This window comes from Lutispora sp. QWL-02 (assembly GCF_058315355.1).
On sequence record NZ_CM177762.1, the window covers coordinates 4,414,614 to 4,433,793 of the forward strand.

A 19,180-nucleotide genomic window follows, 5' to 3' on the forward strand; every position below is an offset into this window, starting at 1 on the left:
ATTGCACCCCAAAAGGGTGCCTTTTTTTTATGCAAATTATGGAGTATTGTGGAGGAAAATTTTGCTTCATGTAGAATAATATAGTTTGGAGGTGAATAAGTTGGAGCAAAAGATCATAAAAAGCAAATATGAAGTAATAGATACTCTATATTCAGATGAGCTACAATCGATTTACATATGCAGCATTACCTCCGGTGATAGTGAAGAGAAATTCATCCTTGGCGAATTTTCCGATGAGGATATCAAAAATATAGTCAAGAGCAGCTTTTTATCCGGCGGCAGTGCGCCCAAAAGCCTGCTGGATTCTTTTGAGATAGATGAAAAGTTCTATGTCTTATTCCCCATGGTTGCCGGAATATCCCTGGAGGAGCACCTCTCCAAGCACAGCATCACCTTGGCGGACAAGATGCTTCTCACTGAAGAGTTATTGAAAAAATTTATGGAGATAGAAAAGTTCAATCCTTTGATTCAATATATTCTTTCCGACTTAAATAATTTATCCGTCATAAACAGAAAGTATTTAAGCTTTAATAATCTCTTCTGCTTTGACAAGAGCAAGCTTGATATAGATTTAAGCTCGGTTATAAAGAGGCTTGGACATATTATATGCTGTATTTTTGCCAACAGCCCCGACGGCGATATCATCAGGGACAGAGATGCGCTGCCTCCGGCTATATCGCCCATTGTATCCAAAGCTTTGGAGGGTTCTTATGAGTCAGCGGCCAAGATTTATGACGACTTTAAGAAAACCTTGCTTTATACGACCTTTATAGGGAGTGCTTCATTGGATGATCAGATAAGAAGCAAGATAAAAAAGGCTCAAAAAAGATACGTCATATATTGGCCCAGATTGATCGCATCCCTTGTATTGATTGCAGCTTTGCTGGGAGGAGGCTTTTTCCTGATAAAAAAGGCTATTCCTGCAATAGGATCAGGGAGAGAAAATCCCCATGCTGCAGATAAAAAGAATAACGCTCCTATCGCGGAATTCTCTATAAGCATAAATAAAATTTATGCAGGGGATGAGGTGACCTTTATAGATGAATCTTCTGATCCGGACCCGGTCGATGCTATCAAATCAAGGCTCTGGACTGTGGAGAGGGACGGCACCGTAGTGCTCAATTCCGATGGAGAGTCCCTTAATTATATCTTCGCTGAACCCGGGGATTATAGCGTTTCCTTAGTAGTACAGGACACCAGAGGTGCCGGCAGCCAGCCCTGCAATTATAAGCTTAAGGTGCTGGAGAAGCCCGAGCTGCCCCAGGACAGTCCCGGTACTTCCGACAATTCCGAGGATATGAAATAATAAAAACGATTTGACAACTTATGCTTTGTAATGTATAATCTATCATAAATATTTAAAGCTATGACGAGAACTAGTAAAAGGAAAGACGCTGAAAGAGAAGAAGGCCCACTGGCTGAAAAGCCTTCTAAGATTATTTCCTTTGAACCCATCCTCCGAGCTGCAAATGAAAAGTTTGTCCGCATTGCCTGCGTTATAGGCATTAAGAGGGATGGATATGTATTGCATATCTATTCAACTTGGGTGGTACCGCGAATTTCCTTCGTCCCTTGTCTGGGATGAAGGTTTTTTATTTTTATACGGAGGAGGTTTTATTATGAGTGAAAAAAGAGAAACTTGGGCATCCAGGGTAGGCTTTATAGCCGCCACAATCGGTATGGCCATAGGAACGGGGAATATCTGGAGATTCCCTCGCGTAGCAGCAAATAACGGCGGCGGCCCCTTCATCATAGCATGGACTGTTGCATTATTTGTATGGGCGATACCTCTTCACATGGGCGAAATGACTATGGGACGCAAGACCGGGCTGGGAACCATAGGTGCCTTTAGGGATTTCATGGGCAAAAAATATGCCTGGATGGGCACCTGGATCGCAATGGTATGTTTATTACTAATGTCCTATTATTCGGTAGTCATGGGCTGGTGTCTCAAATACTTCACTTTGGCTGCGAAAGGCACTTTTAAAGCAGGTCTCACCACAGAGCAGACATCGGCCATATGGAACAGTTTTACAGCTTCCGGCGGTGAAGTGGCAATATTCCATTTCATCTGCATGGCTATAGCCGGATATATTATCTACAGAGGCGTTCAAAACGGTATCGAGAAATTCTCAAAGGTCATGATACCGATCCTATTCCTGCTGCTTGCAGTTGCTATGGTCAGAGCGGTAACGCTGCCCGGTGCTTATATGGGTCTTGAATACCTGTTCAACCCCAAATTCGAAATGTTGAAAAATCCTAAGATCTGGCTGGAAGCCTTTACTCAGGTAGCCTGGTCTACTGGCGCCGGCTGGGGCTTCATAATCACATTGTCTACCTATACCAAGAAAAAGGAGGATGTGCCCGGCAACTGCTTCACAATGGGAATCAGCGACAATGTGGGCGCCTTATTGGCCGGCATGGTAGTTCTTCCCGCTATATTTGCATTGTCCCCAAGCATGGAGTATACTACTCAGGCTTTGACCTCCGGCAATACGGGCCTGACCTTCATATATCTGGCCCAGCTGTTCGGCAGCATGCCCGGCGGCTACATCATAGGAACCTTGTTCTTCTTCTCAATGGCAGTGGCTGCCCTGACCTCTTTAATCCCTATGATCGAGGTTGTTGTGAGAAATATAATGGACACCGGCGTACCCAGACATAAAGCTACCATAATCGTTTCTATAATAGGATTCGTATTTGGTTTGCCTTCCGCACTAAATGTTAATTTCCTGGATAACCAGGACTGGGTATGGGGAGTTGGCTTATTGGTATCCGGCCTGTTCGTTTCCTTTGCCTTGATGAAATACGGTGTAGAGCAGGCAAGGCAGAATGTTATAAATACTCCTTGGGCGGATTTCAAGATAGGAAAATGGTGGAATGTTTGTATATATGCTTTTCCGGCAATATTTGCAGCCTTGTTCGGCTGGTGGATTTGGCAGGGCATAGTGGGTTATCCGGATAATTGGATGAATCCTTTCGAAACCTTTAATGCAGGTACTATCATAGTACAATTCGGTTTGCTGATCCTGTTCGGCATCCTCACCAACAATTATTTCTGCAGAAAGATTGGAAAAGGCATAGACATCACTCAGCTTGATGAAGATGAAGATGAGGTGGTTGTATTGAAGAATACAAACGCTGCAAAGGAGGCGAAATAATATGTCTACCAGTTCAATCATCATGATGGTCATAACCTGCGGCGGTTATCTCATAGGTTTTGGATATCTTATTTCGTTGGTAATGAAGCCTAAAAAATATTAAGAAAAGATGGGAGAACCGTCCCCGGAACACCGGGGACGGTTCTTTTTGTGCAGTATTTAAGGATAATTTTGTTATGCCTTTAATTCTTTATTGCTGTGGACTTTTGATGCTGAAAAGAGGAACCATGCCAGGGCACCTGCTGCAGCCATCAATCCTATGGGATAGGATATGGTTGTGGGGAGGCCCAGCCCTTCTTTAGCTTGGAATATATATGTTATAGTAACTGCCGTCATAAAGGTGGCAGGCACTGTGCAAATCCAGTGGTTTTTGCCGGTTTTCACCAGATATACTGCGGAGGCCCAAAGCATTATCATCGCAAGGGTTTGATTGGACCAGGCAAAGTACCTCCAGATTATATCAAAGTTTATCTGAGAAAGAGCCACACCGATACCTATTACAGGTATGCTGAGGTATAATCTCTGCTTCAGCGGACCCTGATTTATTTTGAATACGTCGGCTATTGTCAATCTTGCACTTCTAAAGGCAGTATCTCCTGAGGTCACAGGGCATACGATAACGCCTAGAACGGCCAGTATGCCTCCGACAGGTCCCATAAGAGTTTTGGATATGGTATGAACCACCGCACCTTGGGCACCGTTTGCCAATGCATTTGCAAGGCCCTGGGTGCTGCCGTAGAAGGTCATGGCTGCCGCTGCCCAGATAAGGGCTATTATGCCTTCAGCCACCATGGCGCCGTAAAATACCGGACGGCCATATTTTTCATTGGTCATGCACCTGGCCATCATAGGAGACTGGGTTGCATGGAAGCCGCTTATTGCGCCGCAGGCTATGGTGATAAATAATGTAGGCCATATTGCCAAAGATTTCGGATGAAGATTTGTGAGAGTGAGGTTAGGAATGTCATATCCTCCGACAACGAGACCGCCGCCTATTCCCACAGCCATTATGAGGAGGACGGCTCCGAAAAGCGGGTATATCTTTCCTATAAGCTTGTCTATAGGAAGAAGAGTAGCCATGAAGTAATAGATGATTATGATAACGAGCCAAAAGTTAGTATTTAAGTTTTCGGGAGTAAGGCTTGCCAGCAGCTTTGCCGGGCCTGTCATGAATACCGTACCGACAAGTATCAATAGGATTACGGAGAATACTCTCATTATCTGCTTTGCTGCAGGCCCTAGGTAAATGCCTACTATCTCGGATACTGAAGCCCCATCGTGTCTGATGGACAGCATACCGGAGAAAAAGTCATGGACTGCACCGGCAAATATGGTTCCGAATACTATCCATAAAAATGCAGCCGGTCCCCAAAGCGCACCGGATATAGCTCCAAATATGGGGCCCAGACCGGCAATGTTTAAGAACTGGATGAGGAACATCTTTTTCCATCCCATGGGTACGTAGTCAACGCCGTCAGCCATGGAAACAGCAGGTGTAGGCCTGTTCTCATCAACCTTGAAGACCTTCTCCACAAAGACTCCATAAATAATGTAACCAAGGATCAGAATAATAATTGCGCCTAAAAAAGTTGCCATTTTTAAACCTCCTTTTGTTTTTCTTTGAATTAATTATGGAGCATTTAACCAATAAAACGTTAAAAGGATGTATGAAAGAACAAAAAACAGGTCTGAACGGCCTGTTTTTGATGTTGAAAATTTCTCTGCTATATGCCAAGGATTTCCTTAAATTTCTTTACCTGTTTTTTGCTGATGATTATTTCGTCATTGGCTTCTCCGATTTTGGCAGCATAGGCTCCATTAAACCAGGGCGAAATCTCATTTATTTTATTCATGTTCACCAGATAGCTGCGATGGGTTCTGAAAAAGCCCTTTCCCTTCAACTTTTCCTCCAATTCATGCAATGAGTGGCTTGACAAATATGTTTCTTTGTCAGCCTTGATAAATATATCCCTTCCTTCTGTATAGGCATAGATAATGCTGTCTATATCAACCAGTATCAATTTATCGCCTTTCCATAAAGGAAGCTTATTTAAAGAAACTATATTGCCCGGGTTGTTGGCGGCTTCACTGCTCTTGTTCTCAAGGATGTTTTTTATCCTTATAACAGCTTTTGCAACCCGCTCCTCGTCATAGGGCTTGAGTATATAATCGACAGCGTTTACTTCAAAGGCTTTGATGGCATATTGATCATAGGCTGTAGTAAAAATAACCTTGCATTTGATCCCCAGGTTGTTTATTTCATTTATCAATTGTATGCCGGTGATATCAGGCATCCGTATATCCGTAAGCACCAAATCCGGCCTGAGCTTCTTTACCAGCTCCAGACCATCAAGGCCGCTGTTTGCTTCCCCTACTATTTTTATAAAGGGCATCTTTGATATGAGAAATTTTAATTCTTCTCTGGATGGATATTCATCATCAATAACGATAGTGTTTATTTGCAAAGCTATGCACTCCTTTTGGGTATATCGATGGAGATTTTGGTGCCTATATTTCTTCTGCTGTCAATGCGCAGTCCAAAATCATCGCCATATATGGATCTAAGCCTTTTGTCCACGTTTTTGATGCCTATTCCGTCTCCCTTAGGATTGTTTGCGGGATAATCGAATCCCACACCGTCGTCTTCTATTTGAATGCTATATGAGTCAGCTGCTTCAAGGGTTTGTATCTTTATGGTGCCTCCCTCTCTCTTCGGGTATATACCATGCTTAACTGCATTTTCTACCAATGGCTGAAGCGTCAGGTGGGGCAGCTGGAAGTTATCGCAGTGAATGTCATACTCGACCTTCAGCTTGTCGCCGAATCTGGCTTTTTCAATCTCCAGATAGGCCTCCACATGATTTATTTCATTTGTTATGTCCACAATATCACTGCTTTCCTTAAAGCCTTCCCTGAAAAAATTGCCCAGATTGATCAGCAGCTTCCTGGAGGTCTCCGGGTCTATCCTGCATACGGAGGCTATGGTGTTCAAAGCATTAAAGAGAAAATGAGGGTTGATCTGGGCCTGCAATGCCTTCAGCTCAGCCTTTGACAGCAGCTTAGCATTATAATCGATCTCCGCCAGCTCTATCTGCGTGGAGAAGAGCTTTGCCAGGCCCTCTGCCAGCTGGGCATCCACCTTGGTTATCGCATTCTCCTTAGTTTTATATATTTTTAATACCCCGATGACCTTGTCCTTTTTTATCAGAGGAGCGATTGCCGCAGATTTAAGCATACAGTTTTCATTGGAGCAGTCGATCATACCGCTTTTTGTTGCGATGACAGGCTCTCCTTTTTCCAGAGCTACCTTTGTTGCGTAGGTTTTGATATTTTCTCCGGGCAGGTGGTGGTCAGAGCCTGCGCCCACATGGGCCAATATCTCCATTCCCCGGGTTATGGCTACCGCATCCACCTTTGCCGCATCATATATTATGTTGCAGGCCGCCAGTGCAGTCTCCCTGTTGATCCCGTTTCTCAATATGGGCAGGGTTTGATCTGCAATTTTCAGCGCCAGCTCGGACTGGATGGCGGCTTCTCTTTGCTGCTCTCTATAGATGCTTTCCAGCATGATTATGAAAAGGGCCACTCCTATGGAATTTATTATGGTCATAGGGATTGCAATCTTGTTCACCAAAGTCGCTGCAGCCGGATAGGGCCTGGCTATAGCCAGTATTATGGCCATCTGCATGATCTCTGCAATCACCGTTATGATAAAGCCCAGGAGCCATTTATGCTTGAATTTCTTCGAATATTTGTAGCCTATGCTTCCCATCAAGCCTTCCACAAGGGTGGATACGGCACAGGCAAAGGCTGTGAAGCCTCCGATGTCAATGGCCCATCGATGGATGCCGGCAATAAGCCCTGCCCCTATACCCGCAATGGGGCCGCCGAGGAGCCCGGCTACGATCACCGCTATAGCCCTTGAGTTGGCAATGGCGCCGTCTACCGGAAAGCCGTTGTAGGTTCCGAATATGCCGAATGTGCCAAATATCATTGCAAGAAATATTTTATGCCTGATGGGGTTGCTGTCGGAAAAAAACATATTTTTAAAAGCCTTGGTCTTAGTCAGCAAGAAAGCTATGACAAACATTAAAGAAAGGCTGTTTACCAGATTCAAGGCTATTTTTAGTATCTCCATGCTCTACCTCCTATGAGCCACCGGGGATGGCTCTAAAATACAAATCGGAACTCCGTTCCTTCCTTCAGCTTGCTGCTCACCGAAAGGCTTATATCATGCCTTTCGGCAATCTGCTTCGCAATGGCTAGGCCCAAGCCTGTGCCATTTTTATTCTCCAAAGACTTTACTTTATAGAACCGGTCGAATATATAAGGCAAATCTTCAGCAGGAATGCCCATGCCCCTATCGCCAATAATAATTTCATTGCCTTTCAAAGATATTGCAACAAGGCCCTTTTGCGGAGAGAATTTTACAGCGTTGTCAATGATGATCAGCAGCATCTGGCGCAAACGGCCATAGTCTCCGGTGACCACACACATCTGTGTATCCTGCTCCAGCTTAATTTCAACTTCCTTCGGCTTTGCCATATGCTTTGCGCTTCGCACTGCATCATTGAGCACATCACAGAGATTCAGTTCCTGCATCTCTATCCTAAAATCCGCATTTTGCAAGCGGGATAGATCCAACAGGTCGTTGACCAGCCTTTCCAGAAATATGCTTTCATTGAGCATTTGCCGGTGATAGCTTGCAACCTGCTCCGGCTCCGTTACGACCTCATCGCTAAGAGCCTCAAGCGAGCCACGAATCACGGTCACCGGTGTTCGCAGTTCATGGGATATATTGGCTATAAAATCACGGCGAAGCTTCAGCAGCTTTTCGCTTTCGTGGCTCGCCTCATCCAGCCGCCGGCTTAGTACATCTATTGTATCGGCAAGATCTCCTATTTCGTCATTTTGCTGCACTCCGGTTTTTGCTGTATAATCCCCGGCGGCGAGCTGCATGGCGGTGTTCTTCATCTTTTTCAGCGGCTTGGTGAAGGAAAAGGCAAGCACGGCAGACAGGAGGACGGCCAGCACAAGGGCTGCCGCCATACTGACTGCAAGGATGCGGAAGCCTTGGGATACAGCCTCATCCATTCCCTCAACGGGAGAATGGAGCAGCAGTGCGCCCACCACCTTGTCTCCGGACATAATGGGTGTGCCCAAAGTCAAAGCAGGTGCATTCAGCATGCCGCTAAAGCCTTTGCTATAGGTTGTTTTGCCTTGAAAGACTTCTTTTACAACGCTTTCAGCGTCCTGGGGCAGGTCTGAATAGTTATACTGGCGGCTTGACATATGCCCTGTCATAGCCAGGTTAAGATTTTCATCCACTATCCATACATCCGTCATGGCAATGTCATCCAGATAGCGAAGATACCCGCCATAGCCGCCCTGCCTGCCCATCATCCCTTGGCCCAAAGACGCACCGCTCATAAATTCAGAAAGAGTGCCGGCTATGGCGGTTCCACGCTTTTCCAAATCTATTTTGTGAAGCTCTATAGTATGATTTCTGAAAAGGGCCATGAAAACACTACCGATGATAATAGAAAAAAGGAGCAGCGCGGCAGAAAAATACATTGTGAGCTTAAAAGCTATTTTATTTTTCATCCATATCCCCCTCAAATTTGTAACCCACACCCCAAATGGTTTTGATCTGCCATTTTTCATGTTCAAATTCATCCAGCTTGGCTCGAAGCCGCTTAATATGTGAATCGACAGTCCGGCTGTCACCGAAATAATCATATCCCCAAAGGCTGTTTAAAAGATTCTCACGGGAGAATACCTTGTTTTTATTGGTGGCAAGAGTCCACAAAAGTTCAATTTCCTTTTTAGTCAGTGATATGTTTTCATCATCAATGGTTACTACATAATCATCCATATTGATCGTTAAATTATCAAATGAAAAAAACTGCTGCTTCTGATCTCCGTCTCGTCCAATCCTTCGCAAAATCGCCCTTACTCTGGCCATGACTTCACCTGGCGAAAAGGGCTTAACAATGTAATCGTCGGCACCTATGTCCAGCCCCATTATTTTTTCAAAATCTTCGCCTCTTGCAGTGATCATGATTATGGGGACATTGGAAGTTTTGCGGATTTCTCGGCATACCTCAAAGCCATCCATTTTGGGCATCATCACATCCAGCAGTACAATATCGGGCTGAAGCTTTCTAAAAAGCTCTATTGCTTCAAGTCCATCCAAGGCAACCTTAGGCATATAACCTTCTTTTTTTGCATATTCCTCTAAAATTGAAGTAATTTGCTTATTGTCATCAGCAATTAAAATGGTGGACATAGAATCACCTCAAAATTTTAATACTTAACCAATATTCAATATTCTGATTATAACATATTGAGAAACAAAAAAACTTTCATGCTTCAATCACTTTCTTTATTATAAAAAAATGTTGTGGCGAAATTGTGGCATTGGATAAAATAATTATCACAAAATCGATGAATCAAAGACATAGTTTTGCCATATTTCAAGTTTATTATAAACCCATAGCAGCAAACAAACTGCTGAGAAAATTCATAAGGAGGTCCTTTAAAATGACAAAACTAAAAAAATTAGCTGTTATCGGAACAATGGTGCTTACACTTGCTGCAACTTCTGTAACTGCTTTTGCAGCAGCATATGGTTCTCCTGCTGATGTAGTGGCAGGCTTGACAGGCAAAACTGTCGAAAGCGTAATAGCTGAAAGAAGAGAAACAAACAAAACCTATGGTGCAATAGCTGATGAAGCCGGAAAACTGGAAGAGTTCAAAGATAAGATTCTTGAGGCCAAGAAAGCCATTTTGGCTGAGAGAGTGGCAGCCGGAACAATGACACAGGAAGAAGCCGACAAGATAATTGCTGCATTGGAACAGAACCAAGCCCTATGTGATGGCACAGGCTCAGCAAGGGCAGGCCTTAGGATGGGCGCAGGCTTCGGCAGGATGAATGGCGGCAGAAGAGGTATGGGCAACGCATTTTGCCAGGTAAGATAGAATCAATTACAGGGATATTAGGACATCACGGAACAAAAAAGCATTTGAGCCATCGGTAACCCTTCCGATGGCTCATTATTATTAAAGGTCGAGATAATGTTTCAGTTTTAGGGCTATTTCCACGTTCAGCTTTTCGTCAGGATTGCTCAGGTCTACCTTCAGCAGCTTTTGTATCTGCTCCATGCGGTAAATCGCCGTATTATAATGTATATACATTTTCTGAGCCACCTGCTTCATATTCCCGTTGGATTTAAAGTATTCTTCCAGAGTTTCCATGAGCCTGCTGTCTTTTCTCTCATCATATTCTGCAATAGGAGATATGATATTGTCCACGAAGCTCATCCCGTCGCTGTTCAGCTCCTGGAAAAGCTGAAATATGCCCAGATCTTCATAGTACATTACATTTTTCTTGCTGTACATGGCCTTGCTGATTTTCAATGCCTTCTTCGCTTCGTTAAAGCTCTTATACAATTCTGCAGGATTGTCATAGGACCTGCCTATTCCTATGTTTACAAGAGTGTCTATCTTGAGATTTGTGTATTCCTTGGAAAGGTAATTTCCGAATTTTATCAGCGCTTCCCCTGATTCCTTGGCATAGAACATGCACAGCTTCTTAACGGGCAAAAGCATCAGTATGTTTGCTCCGGCTATACCCATTATGGGCTTCTTCTCAAAAGCCTCAATGGCAGATGAAGCGATATCATACATTTTATTTAGGAATTCCTGGTAGTTATTTATTCCGGATACTTCATAGGAATTCATATTGCAGTCCAGGATCAGGATTGCGTATTCCTGCTCCAAATCCCAGTTGAGCTGCCGGGCTCTTTGAATTATCTGCTTAACATCCGTTATGCTGCCGCTTGTGAGCTCTATCAGGAATTGATCCTTGTAATGTCTTGCGATCCCTTTGATTTTTTCCTGGTTCAAAAATTCCAATGCTATGATGACCGTTGCTCTTTCCAGGGTGAGCATATCGTTTTTGGATATCCGGCCGTTGAACTCATAGCATTTCAGATATCCTAAGGTGTTGTTCAAAGCTATTATGGGAAGCTTGATTGGGATTATATCCTCACCGTTCTTCTTTGCCTCGTTTATCTTTTCTTTTTTTTCATTTGTTACGCTGGTGGCTAATGGATTATTGTCTGCGTCATCTATTTCCACAGGATTTCCTATCAACTCTTCTACCGTATGAACTACTTTATTTAGATCATTATAATTCACCATGATGTCCATTAGCCGGGTGTTGGCATACTCTATTTTCCTTAAGACCTCCGCCTGGCGATTAGTGATGTAACCCAATATGGGTTGAATCAAATCAGAATAAGACATATGCTGAGGAAACTCTATTATGGGAAAATCAAGGGACTCGGCTATACGTATCATTTCGTCGGTATATCCCGTCAAATATCTTTTCGGCTTTATACCCAGGCCTGCAAGCCCTTTTGAGTTTAAAAGAGGTATCAATCTCTCCAATGCATCCTTATCATCTTTTATGGCATAACCGGTGGTCAAAAGCAATTCTCCGGCCTTGACCCACTTCTCGATATCCGGCACTTCCATGATGTTTACATTGACAACGGTTCTGTCCAGTCCTTTCGAGCCTGCCACGACTTTTACACCCTTCAGTTCCTCGCTCTCCAATATCTCCCTCAGACTGATTCCGTACATATTTATCACCTCGCTCGCTTTGTTACAAGTTCACAAATAGACTTGTAATTATATTTTAAAGCATTCTCCCCTATTAATCAACAAATTTCGGCGTTTTTGGGCGATCTTCCTGCCTATGGGACAGATTCCTTGGCATAGCGCGCATTGGCAATAATCCATATATGTCTGACATTTTACCGGATCTATTAAGGTTTTTTTGCCGGCTTCATCAAATTCCAGAGCATTTACCGGGCATGCATCAATGCATATCCTGCAGTTCCCGCAGACCTTTCCCGGCGTCTTATCCGCAGACTCATCAGCTTCCATATCCATATCTGTTATGATAGTGGTCAATCTTACCCGGGTACCGAATTTTTTTGTGATTATGATGGAGCTCTTGCCTGCATGCCCAAGACCTGCGGCTATAGCCGCCTTCTTATGGGAGAAGTAGCTCCACAGATAGCCGTTTTCCCTTATTTCGCTCCTGGCTTGTATGGGATACGCATCATAGCCTGATCCTTCTATATATTTGCTTGCAGAGGCGGCTATTTCATCAAGCTTATCGTATGCATAGTGCAGCAAATAATTTTTCAGATTATGTGAATGGGGATCTTTAGTTCCTGTTAAATTATCCATTATGCTGTCCGCTATCTTCACCCCTATTACTATAAGAGTCTTTGCACCCTTTATATAGTAATCGGGGTGCTCGCTGCCCTCAGTTATGCTAAAAATATGGTTATAGCTTTGGGCAGAAGCAAAGCCTGCCATATCCGCTCCCAAAGATTTTAAATATTCTTCTATCATCCTTCTATTTTCTATTCTTCTATCTATACCAGCCATATAAATCCCCCTTTTGTATGCATCTAATAACAATAGAGGAAAGAAATGCACCATTCCTTCCCTCTATCTTCATCATATGCTTTACGAATATTATTCTTCTATTTCTTCCTGTTCGCCTTTGAATGCTACGTTTAAAAGGAGGTGGAGCACTATACCCACTAAAACAGCGATAACAACTGTGTTTGTCAAGAAAAGCTGTATCAAAGGAGTTTGTGCCTTTGTCCATTGGCTTATGCCGTATGTTGCATAAACCGGTATGCCCACTGCAAAGAGCATTGTAGTGCCGACCAAGAAGGAGTTGGCTGTTGTCGGTTTAGCAGAGCTTACAAGCTGAATACCTGAGGTCACTATAGAACCGCATACTATTACGAATACGGCGCCGATAATGGATCTTGGTATAGCAACCAATAATGCACCGAATTTCGGGCTTAATCCGTATAGAAGCAATATGCAGGCTGAAACTTTGACAACATACCTTGATGCGATTTTAGTTGTAGATATTATTCCTATATTTTGTGTATAGCTTGATACAGGTATGCCGCCGAAAATGCTGGCGATTATGCAGCCTAATCCTTCAGCCATTATGCCTTTGTTCATGTGTTTTACTCTATATGTTTCACCGCTTACCGCACAGGTTGCAGCATAGTCTCCTATAGATTCAACTATCGATCCCAGATATCCTACGAAAACGCCGATGATTGCTCCGCCTACGAATTTCCAGCCAAAGCCGGGGCCGCCATAGGGGAAGAATCCCGGGAATGCAAACCAGGGCTTGGAGGCAACTAATGCCCAGTCAACCTTGCCCATGACTCCGGCCAGGCCTAATCCGACAATCCAGATTGAGAAAAATATGGAGCCTCTGGATATGATACCGTTTGCAATATTCTTAGTCGTAAATTGAAGTATAAATATCAATAATATTGTAGCCGCCGCCAGTATGAAGTTGGATGCTGAGCCATCGCCGATCATCCAGCCGACAGCTGTTCTGCCCAGTGAGTAACCTATGCTCATAACAACTACTCCGGATACAACAACGGGGAACATTTTTCTTAATACACCCAGTACCCTTGTTGCACCGAGGAGCATTTCAATCAGACCGCCTACCAATATTGCACCCCACATGGCAGGCATGCCATATAGTGCTACAACTGAAGTAAGAGCTCCTGTAACCGTTGCGGATGGTCCTTGTATTATTGGAAGCTTGTTGCCGAATGTGGTTTGTAAAAGTGTTGCCAGGCCCATGCCAAAGAGTCCGCGGCTTACCCATACGGCTCCTTCGTCCGGTCCTAAGCCTGCTGCAGTCGCAACTAATAAGGGCAATACGAAAGGTGAAATGTCTACCAATGTATGCTGCCATCCGTATAGAAGGCTTTCCCACCATGTGTTTGGCTTATCATCTATGCCTAAAATGGGCTTTACGATTCTTGGATTCTCTTCCCAAACCGGTTGTTCCTGGGGGTCTAGAACAGCATTTTTATTGAGCTCTGCGTTTGACATGAATTTACCTCCATTTATTTATTCTATTTTTTTCTTCCTTTTTCCCATATATCCCTTCCGCTTATAGGGAACTGACTCTTGGCTTCTTCTAAAATTCCTTCATATACTTTGACGTTTCTGTCCTCTAAGTGATTGAATATCATAGGGTTTCTTACTCCATAGCTGATATATTTCAGCGGATCAGGATCAAGCTTTGCTGTGATTATTGTTTCTCCTGCTGTTGCTAATGCAAGCTGCTCAGCGATAGGGCTTACTATCATACTGTTTCCAAAGTTGCAGTTGCCGCATGCATCCATTCCCGTTAGGTTTATACCTGCCAGATATACATGGTTATCATAAGCTCTTGCGTGATTTGTCAGCTTCCAGATTTCGAAGCTTCTTACCAATGCTGAAGGTCTGACTATTATTTCTGCGCCTTTCATTGCCAATATGCGGCTTAATTCCGGATAGTCTCCGTCAAAACATATTATCATTCCGATCTTTGCAAATGGCAGTTCATAAACATCTGCCGTATTGCCCGGCAATGCCCATTCTCTCTCAGCGTAATAGATATGAGTTTTGTTGTATACTCCTACCACATCACCGTTGGAGCCTATGAGTATGCTGGAGTTGTAAACATCTCCCCTTTTTTCTCCTCTGGTGTAGCTTGGGAATACCACGTGGACTTTATTTTTTTGTGCAGCTTTGCTGACTTCCTCGCTTATTGCGGGGATGGTGTCCACCAGATCCCACAAGCCTTCCCTTGAGAGCCCTGTTTCAAACCCTGTAGTAACAGTTTCCGGAAAGACTATAAGGTCCGGATTGTATTCTTCTGCTGCTCTGTTGAGCCACTCTACTGCTTTTTTGATATTCTTTTTTACATTATTGGGTTCAATGGCTATCTGAACACCTGCGATAATTGTTTCTTTCATTTCTTCACCCCGAGTATTATTTTATGGCAAGCTCCTTCTTCATTGTGAAAAAGGAGCCTGTCTCTTAGTAATATTTCCAGATAGTCAGTCAGTATTAATCTTCTAAGAAAGCAACCATTCTGCAGAATGCAGCTTCGCCGCCTTTGAAGTTCCATGGGAAGCATCCCAATGTGAGTCTCTTGTTCTGAAGCTCAGGAGCTCCGATTTGTCCGCCGAGGTTCTCAGCATGTATGCAGTCGTTTTTGAACAATGCATTGTGAGTCAGCTGATAGTCTTGTTCCGGGAATAATTTGTCTACAACTTCTTTTCCGCCAAGATTCTTTTCTGCCAATGCTCTTACTCTGTCGCACTGTCCGAATGTGCCTTTTCCTAAGAATCTGCCTATGGGAAGGTTCATCGGGTGGTCAGTGGAAACAGCGTCTACGCACCAGAGTTTTATTTTCTTCTTTATCAGCCAGTCTACCATGTCCGGGTGTGCGCCGGGATGAAGATGGATGTATCTTTCTTCGTCGGGCTCGGATCCGAATGTGGCATATTTGTACCAGCCTGTGTGAAGAACAAGGATATCCCCTTCTCTTACTTCTACTCTTTTTTCGATCATTTCCGGAGTGTATGCTGCAAGGTCAAACATTTCGTCTCTCAGGTCAACGATAACGCCGGGTCCATATAACCATTCCAAAGGAATCTGGTCTATTGTCATACCGTCAGTGATAAAATGTCTTTGTGCATCCAGGTGAGTTCCAATGTGGTTTGATGTGGAGATATACTGAGCATTAACTCCGTGCTCCGGTTTTCTTTTGAAGTATTTTGCTTCAAATGGGGGATAATAGGGCCAGAACTGAACGTCAGCGTTTAAAGGTTGTGATAAATCATAAAGTTTCATTATATAAACCTCCAATTTAATTATTTTTGTATTATTTTTGACAATTATAAATTTCAATTTTTTCAGATATTTACCTTTGTGTGTGCTTCACAAATAGTTAGTGCAGTTTTTGTTAATATGTGTTAGCAATATCTGATATTAGTTAACTGTTGCTATTTGTTTAATCCCTTTTCTACCATGAATCTTGCGGCTTTCTTGAAGCAATCCATAGGAGCTGTTACCAAGCCTGCGCCAACCTGCCCCACTCCGGGATCCTTGTGGGCCATGCCTGTGTTTATTCTTGGTACAAGGCCTGTTTCAAGCACCTTTACCATGTCTATGCCTGTAGGAGTCCCTCTGAAGTCAAGTGTGGGAATCTTGAAGTTTTTGTTTTCCGCTCCTGTGATCTCGTACATTTCTTGTGTAAACTTAACAGCATCCTTGTATGTGCCGCCTACGAAGGCAACTATGGCAGGAGCTCCGGCCATTGCAAATCCGCCTATGCCAGTGGTCTCCGTTATTGTGCTGTCGCCGATATCCGGGTTGGCATCGTCTTGTGTAAAGCCTGGGAAGAACAATCCTTTTGGAGTATTGGCAGGTGCTGTGAACCATTCATCGCCAAGTCCGCTTATCCTGATGCCGAAGTCTACGCCGTTTCTGCACATTGCCGTAACGATGGTGCTGCCTTCGATGTTGTGCGCCGCATCGGTGATGGCCTTGCACATTGCCATGGTTATATTGATGGTGAAGTGCTCGTTGCCGTTGATGAATTCAAATACCTTTGATATTTCTTCCTTGCTTACGCTTACTTTGCTGAGGTATTGACCTATCATCTTTGCAAACATTGCTGTAGCTGCTCTGTTTCTGTTATGGCAATCGTCACCCATTTGAAGAGCTTGGATGACCAACGCTTTCCAGTCGATACCACCGGATAATTCGACAGCTTCCTTTATTATTGGGTACATATTGTCTTCCATCCAGTGCAATCTTTCAACAACTGATTCGGAGAAAGCACCGAATCTCAAGCATTTTCCTAAGCCTTCGTTCATGTTGGTATATGCGAAATTGCCGTATTTTTTGTTTTCCATTATGAATACAGGCATGGATGCCGACATAACGCCTGCCATAGGGCAAACTGCATTGTGGTGGTGGTTAGGCTCGAATTCGATTTCTCCGCTTGCTGCAAGCTTTCTTGCAGAAGCTTCGTCTGCAGCCATTCCTTCATATATTAAGGCACCTATAACTGCCCCTTGCATTGGTCCGCACATTCTGTCCCAAGTTATTGGCGGTCCTGCGTGCAATATAAGATTCTTTTTCATGCCGGGAACTACGTCAATTGCTTTCCCCGCTCCAACTAAATAGACTTCTGAGTCTTGCAAGCGCTTTAACGCTTCTTCGTTAGCTAGTTTTCTATCCATTTGAATAATCCCTCCTATAATTTAACCGTGAAACACGGTTATTAACCAAGTAATGCAGCCAATAGATCTGCAGCTTCGCTGTCTCCGCCTGCCGGTGGTCTCCAGTCCATTTGCACGGCTGTTACATTTTGATCCTTCAGGTCTTCACAGAACTGTTCCAAGCCGATGTTCAGAACCTTAAGCTCCTTGCCGAATATATCATTAACTCTTTTCATCTTTTAACCTCCCCTATAGTGCCTTCATGATCATGCCGGCCAATTTCGATGCCTTGGCATTGCTGCTGACCACGATGGCTCCCGCATCCTCAAGCTTAGCTTTCTGCAGGGCCCAGTTCTGAGGATCTTCTTCGGTACCGCAAATATAGCAAATGATAGGAATGTGCATACCCTTTTTCTCCATCTTTTCCTTAGCTTGTTTGATCCTCTTTGCAAAAACTCCGGCCGGGTCAGCATGGGTGCCATAGCCTATGACTATATCAAGAAGTATTACCGCTACATCCTCTTTTTCCACTTCATTCATGAATTCTTCTTCTCTGAGTGTAGTATCAATCATCGGATGGGCTCTTCCTACTGTGAACTGGTCATCGCCGTAGTCTACACAGCAGTTTTCCTGCATTATATTGGCATCTGCGAGCTTCATCTTCTTGTTCAGCGGCGTATTGGAGTATACATCTCCTACATAGTCTCTGAGAACCAGCATGCTTTCGTAGCATAGCGTACCGCCGCTGTATAGGCCTCTCAGATATTTTTGTCCCGGCTTTAGCAGCTTGGCTTGCTCTTTTGCTATAGCTTCCAGTTCATCATTATTTTCCATGCTGTATTTTGAGCAGCAGGAGACTTCGGCAAGCTTAACAGCTTTTGCAGCCGCTTCCTCCAATGTAGAAGCCGCCGCTTTGCCTATTGCTTCCACCTTGCTCTTGTCTCCGCCTATGAAGTTGATCACAACAGGCTTCTCAACATTTTCTTTTATATAAGCCAGCATCTTATCGGATATTTCTTCTGCCGGCGGTTTGGATATGACTACTATCACTTTGGTCTCAGGATCATTGTTTAGAGCTTCGATTCCCTGGAGCATTGTTATGCCCCCGATTTCCAAGGACAAATCCCTTCCTCCGGTACCGATGGCCTGGGATATGCCTCCTCCTAATTTGTGAATCAATACCATAACTTCCTGCATACCTGTACCTGCAGCTCCAACCATTCCTATGCTGCCCTTCCTTACCTTGTTGGCAAAGCCCAGGGGAACATTGTTGATCATCGCCGTACCGCAGTCGGGCCCCATGAGGAGCAGCCCGTTGTCTCTGGCATAGGTTTTGAGCTCAAGCTCTTCTTCCTTGGTCACGTTGTCGCTGAAGAGAAGAACGTGCATATCATTTTGAAGGGCTTTCATCGCTTCTCTCCTGGCATATTTTCCGGGAACGGATATTATGCAGAAATTCAGGCCGGGAACGGCCTTCAGCGCAGAATCAAAGGATTTGGGCTTGTATTCCTCACCATCGTCTCCGCCGCCATGCTGATTAAGCAATCCGTCTACTTCAGCCAATGCTTTTTCTATGGCTTCTTGTGTCTCAGCGCTGATGGCTATGACCAGATCTTCGGGAACCGCAGCTTCTGATTCCGGTGTCAAAAGGCCTGTTCTTTTGAGAACTTCTTTGTTAAGGTCGGAGCCCATCAGAATCGCTGCTTCCGTCACGCCTTCAAATTCCGAAAGCTGCTTGGTCGCGATCATAAGCTTAACTGAATCATAGTACTCGCCATGTCTGATTACAGTTTTAATTAACATCGATTTACCTCCTTAGTTATATGTCAAACGAATCATCAAAGCTTGTTGTTAATCTCTTAACTGATGTTCTGAATAAAAGAA

General features: G+C 44.0%; 16 protein-coding genes and 1 other annotated feature. Of the genes, 3 read left to right on the plus strand and 13 right to left on the minus strand.

The window, feature by feature from the left end; translation table 11 throughout:
* Nucleotides 1–100: 100 nt before the first annotated feature.
* Both AC4HCY_RS20740 and AC4HCY_RS20745 read left to right on the plus strand, forming a co-directional pair.
* Nucleotides 101–1,306 (plus strand): PKD domain-containing protein, encoded by a 1,206-nt coding sequence (locus AC4HCY_RS20740; protein WP_491095072.1) that lies wholly within the window; start codon nt 101–103, stop codon nt 1,304–1,306.
* Nucleotides 1,307–1,357: 51 nt separating this feature from the next.
* Nucleotides 1,358–1,576 (plus strand) — a binding site (T-box leader).
* 43 nt (nt 1,577–1,619) lie between these two features.
* Nucleotides 1,620–3,161 carry a sodium-dependent transporter gene (locus AC4HCY_RS20745; protein ID WP_491095073.1) on the plus strand — a complete coding sequence of 514 codons (1,542 nt, stop codon included), beginning with the start codon at nt 1,620–1,622 and terminating at the stop codon, nt 3,159–3,161.
* 174 nt (nt 3,162–3,335) lie between these two features.
* On the opposite strand, the gene AC4HCY_RS20750 is transcribed toward AC4HCY_RS20745, so the two are convergent.
* The 5 genes from AC4HCY_RS20750 to AC4HCY_RS20770 all read right to left on the minus strand — a co-directional run bounded on the left by AC4HCY_RS20750 (nt 3,336) and on the right by AC4HCY_RS20770 (nt 9,450).
* A complete protein-coding gene (locus AC4HCY_RS20750) occupies nt 3,336–4,757 on the minus strand; it encodes a carbon starvation CstA family protein (RefSeq protein WP_491095074.1) in 1,422 nt (473 codons plus the stop codon).
* A 128-nt stretch (nt 4,758–4,885) separates the two neighbouring features.
* The gene (locus AC4HCY_RS20755; protein WP_491095075.1) at nt 4,886–5,626 is read right to left on the minus strand and encodes a LytR/AlgR family response regulator transcription factor; all 741 of its coding nucleotides are present in this window, start codon (nt 5,624–5,626) and stop codon (nt 4,886–4,888) included.
* Nucleotides 5,627–5,628: 2 nt separating this feature from the next.
* A complete protein-coding gene (locus AC4HCY_RS20760; RefSeq protein WP_323433678.1) occupies nt 5,629–7,299 on the minus strand; it encodes a sensor histidine kinase in 1,671 nt (556 codons plus the stop codon).
* 32 nt (nt 7,300–7,331) lie between these two features.
* Entirely contained in the window at nt 7,332–8,765 is a 1,434-nt protein-coding gene (locus AC4HCY_RS20765; protein ID WP_491095076.1) for a sensor histidine kinase, read from the minus strand.
* A complete protein-coding gene (locus tag AC4HCY_RS20770; RefSeq protein WP_323433676.1) occupies nt 8,755–9,450 on the minus strand; it encodes a response regulator transcription factor in 696 nt (231 codons plus the stop codon). The genes AC4HCY_RS20765 and AC4HCY_RS20770 overlap by 11 nt, the downstream gene beginning before the upstream one ends.
* Before the next feature lie 254 nt (nt 9,451–9,704).
* On the opposite strand from AC4HCY_RS20770, the gene AC4HCY_RS20775 reads away from it, so the two are divergent.
* Complete coding sequence (locus tag AC4HCY_RS20775) at nt 9,705–10,142, plus strand: DUF2680 domain-containing protein (protein ID WP_323433675.1); 438 nt, start codon at nt 9,705–9,707, stop codon at nt 10,140–10,142.
* 81 nt (nt 10,143–10,223) lie between these two features.
* Here AC4HCY_RS20775 and AC4HCY_RS20780 read toward each other — a convergent pair whose 3' ends face one another.
* From AC4HCY_RS20780 to fdrA, 8 genes are all read right to left on the minus strand, one after another.
* Nucleotides 10,224–11,810 (minus strand): PucR family transcriptional regulator, encoded by a 1,587-nt coding sequence (locus AC4HCY_RS20780; protein WP_323433674.1) that lies wholly within the window; start codon nt 11,808–11,810, stop codon nt 10,224–10,226.
* A gap of 48 nt (nt 11,811–11,858) precedes the next feature.
* On the minus strand, nt 11,859–12,629 hold the full coding sequence (locus AC4HCY_RS20785; protein WP_491095077.1) for a 4Fe-4S dicluster domain-containing protein: 771 nt from the start codon (nt 12,627–12,629) through the stop codon (nt 11,859–11,861).
* Between the two features lie 90 nt (nt 12,630–12,719).
* Nucleotides 12,720–14,126, minus strand: a complete 1,407-nt coding sequence (locus tag AC4HCY_RS20790) for a uracil-xanthine permease family protein (RefSeq protein ID WP_491095078.1) — start codon at nt 14,124–14,126, stop codon at nt 12,720–12,722.
* A 23-nt stretch (nt 14,127–14,149) separates the two neighbouring features.
* Nucleotides 14,150–15,037: a carbon-nitrogen hydrolase family protein gene (locus AC4HCY_RS20795; RefSeq protein WP_323433671.1), complete on the minus strand. Its 888-nt coding sequence runs from the start codon at nt 15,035–15,037 to the stop codon at nt 14,150–14,152.
* A gap of 94 nt (nt 15,038–15,131) precedes the next feature.
* Entirely contained in the window at nt 15,132–15,920 is a 789-nt protein-coding gene (locus tag AC4HCY_RS20800) for a cyclase family protein (RefSeq protein ID WP_323433670.1), read from the minus strand.
* Between the two features lie 152 nt (nt 15,921–16,072).
* Nucleotides 16,073–17,317, minus strand: coding sequence for a YlbE family protein (locus tag AC4HCY_RS20805; protein WP_323433669.1), 1,245 nt, complete (start codon nt 17,315–17,317; stop codon nt 16,073–16,075).
* Between the two features lie 41 nt (nt 17,318–17,358).
* Nucleotides 17,359–17,532, minus strand: a complete 174-nt coding sequence (locus AC4HCY_RS20810) for a fdrA domain protein (protein WP_323433668.1) — start codon at nt 17,530–17,532, stop codon at nt 17,359–17,361.
* A gap of 13 nt (nt 17,533–17,545) precedes the next feature.
* A complete protein-coding gene (gene fdrA, locus AC4HCY_RS20815) occupies nt 17,546–19,099 on the minus strand; it encodes an acyl-CoA synthetase FdrA (RefSeq protein WP_323433667.1) in 1,554 nt (517 codons plus the stop codon).
* Nucleotides 19,100–19,180: the final 81 nt, after the last annotated feature.

Excerpts from the sequence above, each read along its gene's own strand:
- AC4HCY_RS20745 (WP_491095073.1), top strand. The coding sequence starts at position 1,620 with ATGAGTGAAAAAAGAGAAACTTGGGCATCCAGGGTAGGCTTTATAGCC.
- AC4HCY_RS20750 (WP_491095074.1), bottom strand. The coding sequence starts at position 4,757 with ATGGCAACTTTTTTAGGCGCAATTATTATTCTGATCCTTGGTTACATT.
- AC4HCY_RS20760 (WP_323433678.1), bottom strand. The coding sequence starts at position 7,299 with ATGGAGATACTAAAAATAGCCTTGAATCTGGTAAACAGCCTTTCTTTA.
- AC4HCY_RS20765 (WP_491095076.1), bottom strand. The coding sequence starts at position 8,765 with ATGAAAAATAAAATAGCTTTTAAGCTCACAATGTATTTTTCTGCCGCG.
- AC4HCY_RS20770 (WP_323433676.1), bottom strand. The coding sequence starts at position 9,450 with ATGTCCACCATTTTAATTGCTGATGACAATAAGCAAATTACTTCAATT.
- AC4HCY_RS20775 (WP_323433675.1), top strand. The coding sequence starts at position 9,705 with ATGACAAAACTAAAAAAATTAGCTGTTATCGGAACAATGGTGCTTACA.
- AC4HCY_RS20780 (WP_323433674.1), bottom strand. The coding sequence starts at position 11,810 with ATGTACGGAATCAGTCTGAGGGAGATATTGGAGAGCGAGGAACTGAAG.
- AC4HCY_RS20785 (WP_491095077.1), bottom strand. The coding sequence starts at position 12,629 with ATGGCTGGTATAGATAGAAGAATAGAAAATAGAAGGATGATAGAAGAA.
- AC4HCY_RS20790 (WP_491095078.1), bottom strand. The coding sequence starts at position 14,126 with ATGTCAAACGCAGAGCTCAATAAAAATGCTGTTCTAGACCCCCAGGAA.
- AC4HCY_RS20795 (WP_323433671.1), bottom strand. The coding sequence starts at position 15,037 with ATGAAAGAAACAATTATCGCAGGTGTTCAGATAGCCATTGAACCCAAT.
- AC4HCY_RS20800 (WP_323433670.1), bottom strand. The coding sequence starts at position 15,920 with ATGAAACTTTATGATTTATCACAACCTTTAAACGCTGACGTTCAGTTC.
- AC4HCY_RS20805 (WP_323433669.1), bottom strand. The coding sequence starts at position 17,317 with ATGGATAGAAAACTAGCTAACGAAGAAGCGTTAAAGCGCTTGCAAGAC.
- AC4HCY_RS20810 (WP_323433668.1), bottom strand. The coding sequence starts at position 17,532 with ATGAAAAGAGTTAATGATATATTCGGCAAGGAGCTTAAGGTTCTGAAC.
- fdrA (WP_323433667.1), bottom strand. The coding sequence starts at position 19,099 with ATGTTAATTAAAACTGTAATCAGACATGGCGAGTACTATGATTCAGTT.